The sequence below is a fragment of the Desulforamulus profundi genome, from assembly GCF_002607855.1.
The window spans coordinates 1-5,007 of sequence record NZ_AWQQ01000068.1; the positions used below are offsets into that span (position 1 = coordinate 1).

General features: G+C 37.7%; 10 protein-coding genes and 2 pseudogenes. 11 read left to right on the forward strand and 1 reads right to left on the reverse strand.

Going from position 1 to position 5,007, the window contains the following annotated elements:
* The 6 genes and pseudogenes from P378_RS11650 to P378_RS11670 form a co-directional block, all read left to right on the forward strand.
* On the forward strand, window positions 1-205 hold a 205-nt coding region (locus P378_RS11650), incomplete at its 5' end, for an ATP-binding protein (protein WP_143338474.1).
* A gap of 83 nt (window positions 206-288) precedes the next feature.
* Window positions 289-720: pseudogene (locus tag P378_RS11655) on the forward strand (IS1595 family transposase); the annotation flags it as partial.
* A gap of 97 nt (window positions 721-817) precedes the next feature.
* Window positions 818-1,393, forward strand: coding sequence for an RNA polymerase sigma factor (locus P378_RS11660; RefSeq protein ID WP_099083370.1), 576 nt, complete (start codon window positions 818-820; stop codon window positions 1,391-1,393).
* Window positions 1,386-1,559, forward strand: coding sequence for a hypothetical protein (locus tag P378_RS19630; protein ID WP_180261075.1), 174 nt, complete (start codon window positions 1,386-1,388; stop codon window positions 1,557-1,559). Before P378_RS11660 ends, P378_RS19630 begins: the two co-directional genes overlap by 8 nt.
* Window positions 1,538-1,933, forward strand: coding sequence for a hypothetical protein (locus P378_RS11665; RefSeq protein WP_099083371.1), 396 nt, complete (start codon window positions 1,538-1,540; stop codon window positions 1,931-1,933). The genes P378_RS19630 and P378_RS11665 overlap by 22 nt, the downstream gene beginning before the upstream one ends.
* Before the next feature lie 10 nt (window positions 1,934-1,943).
* Window positions 1,944-2,114 (forward strand): DUF4367 domain-containing protein, encoded by a 171-nt coding sequence (locus P378_RS11670; RefSeq protein WP_238473164.1) that lies wholly within the window; start codon window positions 1,944-1,946, stop codon window positions 2,112-2,114.
* Here P378_RS11670 and P378_RS19635 read toward each other — a convergent pair.
* Window positions 2,101-2,532, reverse strand: coding sequence for a DUF6147 family protein (locus tag P378_RS19635; protein ID WP_180261076.1), 432 nt, complete (start codon window positions 2,530-2,532; stop codon window positions 2,101-2,103). The two genes, P378_RS11670 and P378_RS19635, sit on opposite strands and share 14 nt — an antisense overlap.
* 354 nt (window positions 2,533-2,886) lie before the next feature.
* Here P378_RS19635 and P378_RS11680 point away from each other — a divergent pair, with 354 nt between their 5' ends.
* The 5 genes and pseudogenes from P378_RS11680 (at window position 2,887) to P378_RS11695 (ending at window position 4,838) form a co-directional block, all read left to right on the forward strand.
* Entirely contained in the window at window positions 2,887-3,222 is a 336-nt protein-coding gene (locus tag P378_RS11680) for a general secretion pathway protein (RefSeq protein WP_238473163.1), read from the forward strand.
* A gap of 17 nt (window positions 3,223-3,239) precedes the next feature.
* Window positions 3,240-3,442, forward strand: a pseudogene (locus P378_RS24515) (DUF5348 domain-containing protein).
* Window positions 3,443-3,750: 308 nt separating this feature from the next.
* Window positions 3,751-3,942, forward strand: a complete 192-nt coding sequence (locus P378_RS11690) for a hypothetical protein (RefSeq protein WP_099083373.1) — start codon at window positions 3,751-3,753, stop codon at window positions 3,940-3,942.
* Between the two features lie 134 nt (window positions 3,943-4,076).
* Window positions 4,077-4,517 (forward strand): hypothetical protein, encoded by a 441-nt coding sequence (locus P378_RS20130; RefSeq protein WP_207654033.1) that lies wholly within the window; start codon window positions 4,077-4,079, stop codon window positions 4,515-4,517.
* Window positions 4,518-4,586: 69 nt separating this feature from the next.
* Window positions 4,587-4,838 carry a hypothetical protein gene (locus P378_RS11695; RefSeq protein WP_099083374.1) on the forward strand — a complete coding sequence of 84 codons (252 nt, stop codon included), beginning with the start codon at window positions 4,587-4,589 and terminating at the stop codon, window positions 4,836-4,838.
* Window positions 4,839-5,007 lie beyond the last annotated feature (169 nt).

Consider the following 5,007-nt stretch of genomic DNA (forward strand, 5'->3'; position numbering starts at 1 on the left):
GACCTCTTTAATCATTACTTCCAACAAGGGGCCTGAGGAATGGGGAGAAATTCTGGGTGATCCGGCCATCACCACGGCCATTTTGGACCGTATTCTTCACAAGAGTGAAGTCCTGGTTTTAACCGGAGACAGCTACCGGCTTAAGCATAGGCAAACCATCTTCGGGCCTTTACAGCCTGATATTATCAAAACACTCAAAGAGTGATTTATGAGGCAACCATTTTTGGAATTTACTAGGTGTTAAAAATTATTTATCGAAATTTGTTCATTTCTACTTGACGGTCACAACCTGTGCTTGTCGGCTTATCAGTAAACAAGAAGGGACACCCATTATACGTTAAAATGCAGGTAGTTACAGATATTAAGAAAGAAACAATCGTTAAATTTGCTCATTCTTCAATACAGACAGGGTCAACCATTTCTAGTGATGCCTACAGATCCTATACTCAACTTGCCAAGGAAGGGTATGAGCATAAACCAAAAGTGTTTAATCCAAAAGATAATCCAGACCATTTAAAGTGGCTTCATACAATCATCTCAAATGCAAAAGCCTTTATTGCAGGGACATTTCATGGACTTGATAGAAARCATYTGCAGGCATATCTAAATGAATTTTGTTACCGCTTTAATCGCCGTAATTTCAAGGGTGAATTATTTAACCGTTTACTCAATATTTGCCTAAGTACTAAGACAATAACCTATACTGAGCTAACGGTATAATCACATAATAATAATAATAATTGATTTCAACAAAGGAATTAAATAGTCATATATAGAATTATTTTGTAAAGATAACGAAACCTCTTGGGAGGTAACTATGTCTATAATTAAACGTCTGTTCTCAAGAAAGAAAAAACCAGACAAAGAGTACAGCGAGCTCATATTTCGACTGTATTACAATCCAGCTTATGAAGCAGTCTATTTTTACTGTGGTGATGCTTCAATCGCAGAAGAAGCTGCCCAAGAGGCAATATTTAAAGCAATACAAAATATCGATCAATTAAGAGATTCTGACAAGATTGCGGCATGGGTTAAAAAGATTGCAATTAATACCGCCACCGATCTCTTAAATAAAAATAAGAAAGTAGTTAGCTTTGAACTGATCGACCCGCTCCGAGACTCCTTGGAAAATTCCCCTGAATATCTCATGAACTCCCAGGAAACTTTTGATGCAGTCAGGCGGATTGTAGAATCCCTTGACCCTGCCGTGAAGCAGATTATCCACCTCTACTACTACCAAGAAATGAAAGTAAAAGATATTGCAATCTTACTCCAAAAACCCGAAGGAACTATTAAGACTCTGCTCTATAGGGCCAGAAGTAGCATTAGAAGTAAGTTAATTAAAGAGGGATATATCGAAAAGGATCCAAAAGGTGGGCTGAAAGTTGAGTGAAGAAAAATATGTCACTCTTGACGAATTAATTAAAAGATCCCTGCAGGAAAAAGCCAGGAAGGATAAAGATATTAACCTAGACGAGGCTTGGGAAAAATTCAGTAATCGATACAATGTTAGGAGGCCAAGAAAAAACCTCAAACATTGGCTGTCGCCGGTTTTGTGATTTTGGCGATAACGACCTCATTATTCATGCTGCCAACTCAAGGCACCGCCATTAATTTAAAAGTGTTTCAAAGTATAAAGTCTTTTATTAGCGGCAAAGTTCAGACCGCCTATATCTCTTTCGGGAAAGAAAATAAGAAAGACACTGCAGACTACCTTACTCCTGAAGTATACAGTGTCTTAAAAGATGTACGTTATGATATTCTGCTTCCCCTGGATATGATGGATGTTTACAAACTTGAAAAGGCGGAAGTAACTAATGTGGGTAATTCCAGGCAGGTTGAACTATTGCTTAAAGGTAATGGGTCAGAAGTTACTATTACTCAAATGAATATTGTCGGTGACTTAAACCAGGGAAATTCTTATGACAACTGAGGATGCCGTCATGAAAAAGGCTAATGTCAAAGGACAGGAGGCTACCCTTATTGTTTATAAAAATGGCTTTTCTAAATTGTCCTGGGTGGATAGAGACATTTTCATTAGTATTGTAGGGAATATATCCGAAGACAACATTTTGATGCTAGCCAACTCAACCAAAAGAGTCAATTTACAGTAAAAGAGTTGGTATAGGATGTGTTGGTTTCAATCAAATTGCCTTCATCTACGCGGTGGTAGCACCGGACTCGATAAGTAGTTCCAGGTACTCCGGTATAACTTCCACTTACTTTACAAGAATTGCTACTCCTGGTGGAATTGGTCCAACTTTTAACAACCGACCACCCCGAGGAAGTCTTTTTTTCTAAATAAGCTGTAGTTGTAATTTTATCTACTGTACTATACGTTCTGGTTACTCCGGAAACACCGATCACGGCGCCGTCAAGAGTACTCAGACATGAGGCATCATACATGTACCGGTAAGCCTGGGGGTTAACAACAGAAGCTTGTACATTGCCCTGGGCCCCAACAGGTTGTCCTAAAGCTAAAGACACCAATCCGACCAACACCAAAACCATTGACTTGAGATTTTTTACCATGATCAATTCCTCCCATGTAATTAATTTTTTCATAATCTTGACAAAGATACCTATCATTTGGTTTCAAAAAGTTTTAGACATATACAAAAAAATTAACCCGGGTCATCGTTGTTTTAATTCTTTCCCTGTACGTATGTGACCATCCAAGGCACGAATCATGTTACCAATACAGTGACCCTTTGGTCCAACAACTGCCTTTTTAACCACAGTAAGGGCAGGAGATAGATCCAAAACTGAAAGAACTTTTTGTAATCTTGTTTCTGGCTCAAATTCTAGTAGTTCCACGAAGGAAAATAGGGTTGGTTGTAGAAGGTACGTTTTCTGTTAAATTTCAAAATGGATGCACAGAGCCCTATGGCACTTATCCTTGTGGGCCAAAGTGAACTATGGGATCGCCTTCAACTCCAAGCCTACGCAGCCATCCGGCAGCGGATTGACTTGCAGTGCAAGTTGCCACATTACGATCGGGCACAGGTAGGAGAATACATGAAACAACACCTGGCTTACGCCGGTGCTAAGCACGATATATTTTCTGACGGTGCAGTGGATGAGATTTACAGGTTTTCTAGTGGGGCAGCCAGGCTTGTCAACAAAGTATGCACCCACTGCCTAATTTATGGTTCACAGAACGGCCATCGAATAATTGACGATCATATGGTCAAGAGAGTGATTCAGGGTGAATTGTCATGATGCGTCGTGGGGTAGAAATGAGATATGATTCTCAACATGATCGCTGGGTTGTCGTTTTAGGAAATCGCGAGTATGGCCTTCATTGCGGAGAATATTTTCAACTTTTGGTCGGGAGACCAACATTGCCTGTAGATTAGAGTTGGATAGTGAATGGTATGTTATTATGCAAGATGTACGATTAAATTTAAAAATTCAGGAAACATACCGGGTGATAATTTAAGTTAGAAAAAGGGGGGAGTGGTTGTTCTTGCCACTTCCTCCCTTTCTAAAATATCGGTCATTATATCCGTCAACTTTGGGTCATCATGCAACATCAATCTTAGGACATTATGCAGCGTTAATAACAATATGATTATTTAATTCCTTTGTTAGAAAATAATTATTGTTTATTGTGTCGATATATGTAGATATATTACGATTTATTTTTAAAACCAACCCACCCCCTTGTCTGTCTAGTAGGAAAGGGGGTGATAACTTATGGTTTGAGTCTAACTGATATGTTCATATTCTAAAAAAAGGGGGATAAAAATGAGAAAAATTACAAAGCAAATGAGCCTTTTTCTGGTTTTAGTATTTACCTTTACGTTATTCTTTGGGAATGTGGCATACGCTAAAGATAGCCCCATCAAATTAAAACCTAGCGTAGATAGCCAATACAATTTTGATGAAGTTGAATTTCTTCAAGTTAACGACAATGAAACTAAAATTCAATTCAAGTAAAAGGATATAGGGAAGCGGACAGCCAGCCTGAGACAATAACCATTGAAGTAGACCCTAAAACTAAAACATACAAAGCTATAAAAATCAAATCTAAGCAGGCAGAAGAAGTTGCTTCTACCGATGTTAATTCGGATATGGGCGTTATCACTCCTAATGCACTTACTACAACATACAGTCGTACTGTAGGTGTTGTTACTCAAGACCCGGTGAACATTGATTGCTGCAAGTCATGGCTCAAACTTAACTGGACCGTAGATCTTGATTATAACAAGGTAATGGTAATCTCCTATAGTAAAAGCAAAGGCCAATGGGATGGTCAACCTACATTGGGTACAACATATTGGTATTTAGACTATCATAACTACTTAAGTTACGGATATACTAGTTCCCGGGCCTATGTGGAATCAAATGCAAAACATCATAATTATGATTTTCAAGATGACAATTTAGCAACTTATGCAAACCACTATATATACGTTGAGGGCTATCCTAATGGAAAATATTATTATGAAGCCGAATGGAATCATACTGGCGAATATAGTTCACTCCTTAAGGCAAAGGTGTACTTTCAGTAGTTAATTAACTAAATTACATAAAGATAGGGCTTAGTCCCTATCTTTATGTAATAAGGATTTGGAGGGTTTATGGAAGCTTTAACATTTGCTTTGTACTTTACAATAGGTGTTGGAATTCTAAGTGCATATGCAGGCTTTAAGGTTCACTATTATTTTTTATTGGTTTCAGCAACAGCTATTTATATAGTTAGTTTTTTTACGGGACCTGCCCCGATGGTTTTTGCATTTATTTTTATCACATTAGTTATTGCTAATTCTCTAAAATTAATAAGTTCTATGTGGCATACTATGGTGGCTAAAGATGTCAAGACATTTTTTTGAACTTGTTTAAGGTGGTTTTTCTCCCTCCTTTGTGTATTTTATAAGAAAAATATTACCATTAAAACCATTTATTAACTGGTAATTAAGTAAATTTTTCCCATGCAATACTACTGCAAAAGAAAGTTGACCATAAATGTTGATAACTTTTCCTTCCACCACTAATGTACCG

Excerpts from the sequence above, each read along its gene's own strand:
- P378_RS11660 (WP_099083370.1), top strand. The coding sequence starts at position 818 with ATGTCTATAATTAAACGTCTGTTCTCAAGAAAGAAAAAACCAGACAAA.
- P378_RS11670 (WP_238473164.1), top strand. The coding sequence starts at position 1,944 with ATGAAAAAGGCTAATGTCAAAGGACAGGAGGCTACCCTTATTGTTTAT.
- P378_RS19635 (WP_180261076.1), bottom strand. The coding sequence starts at position 2,532 with ATGGTAAAAAATCTCAAGTCAATGGTTTTGGTGTTGGTCGGATTGGTG.
- P378_RS11680 (WP_238473163.1), top strand. The coding sequence starts at position 2,887 with ATGGCACTTATCCTTGTGGGCCAAAGTGAACTATGGGATCGCCTTCAA.
- P378_RS11690 (WP_099083373.1), top strand. The coding sequence starts at position 3,751 with ATGAGAAAAATTACAAAGCAAATGAGCCTTTTTCTGGTTTTAGTATTT.
- P378_RS20130 (WP_207654033.1), top strand. The coding sequence starts at position 4,077 with ATGGGCGTTATCACTCCTAATGCACTTACTACAACATACAGTCGTACT.
- P378_RS11695 (WP_099083374.1), top strand. The coding sequence starts at position 4,587 with ATGGAAGCTTTAACATTTGCTTTGTACTTTACAATAGGTGTTGGAATT.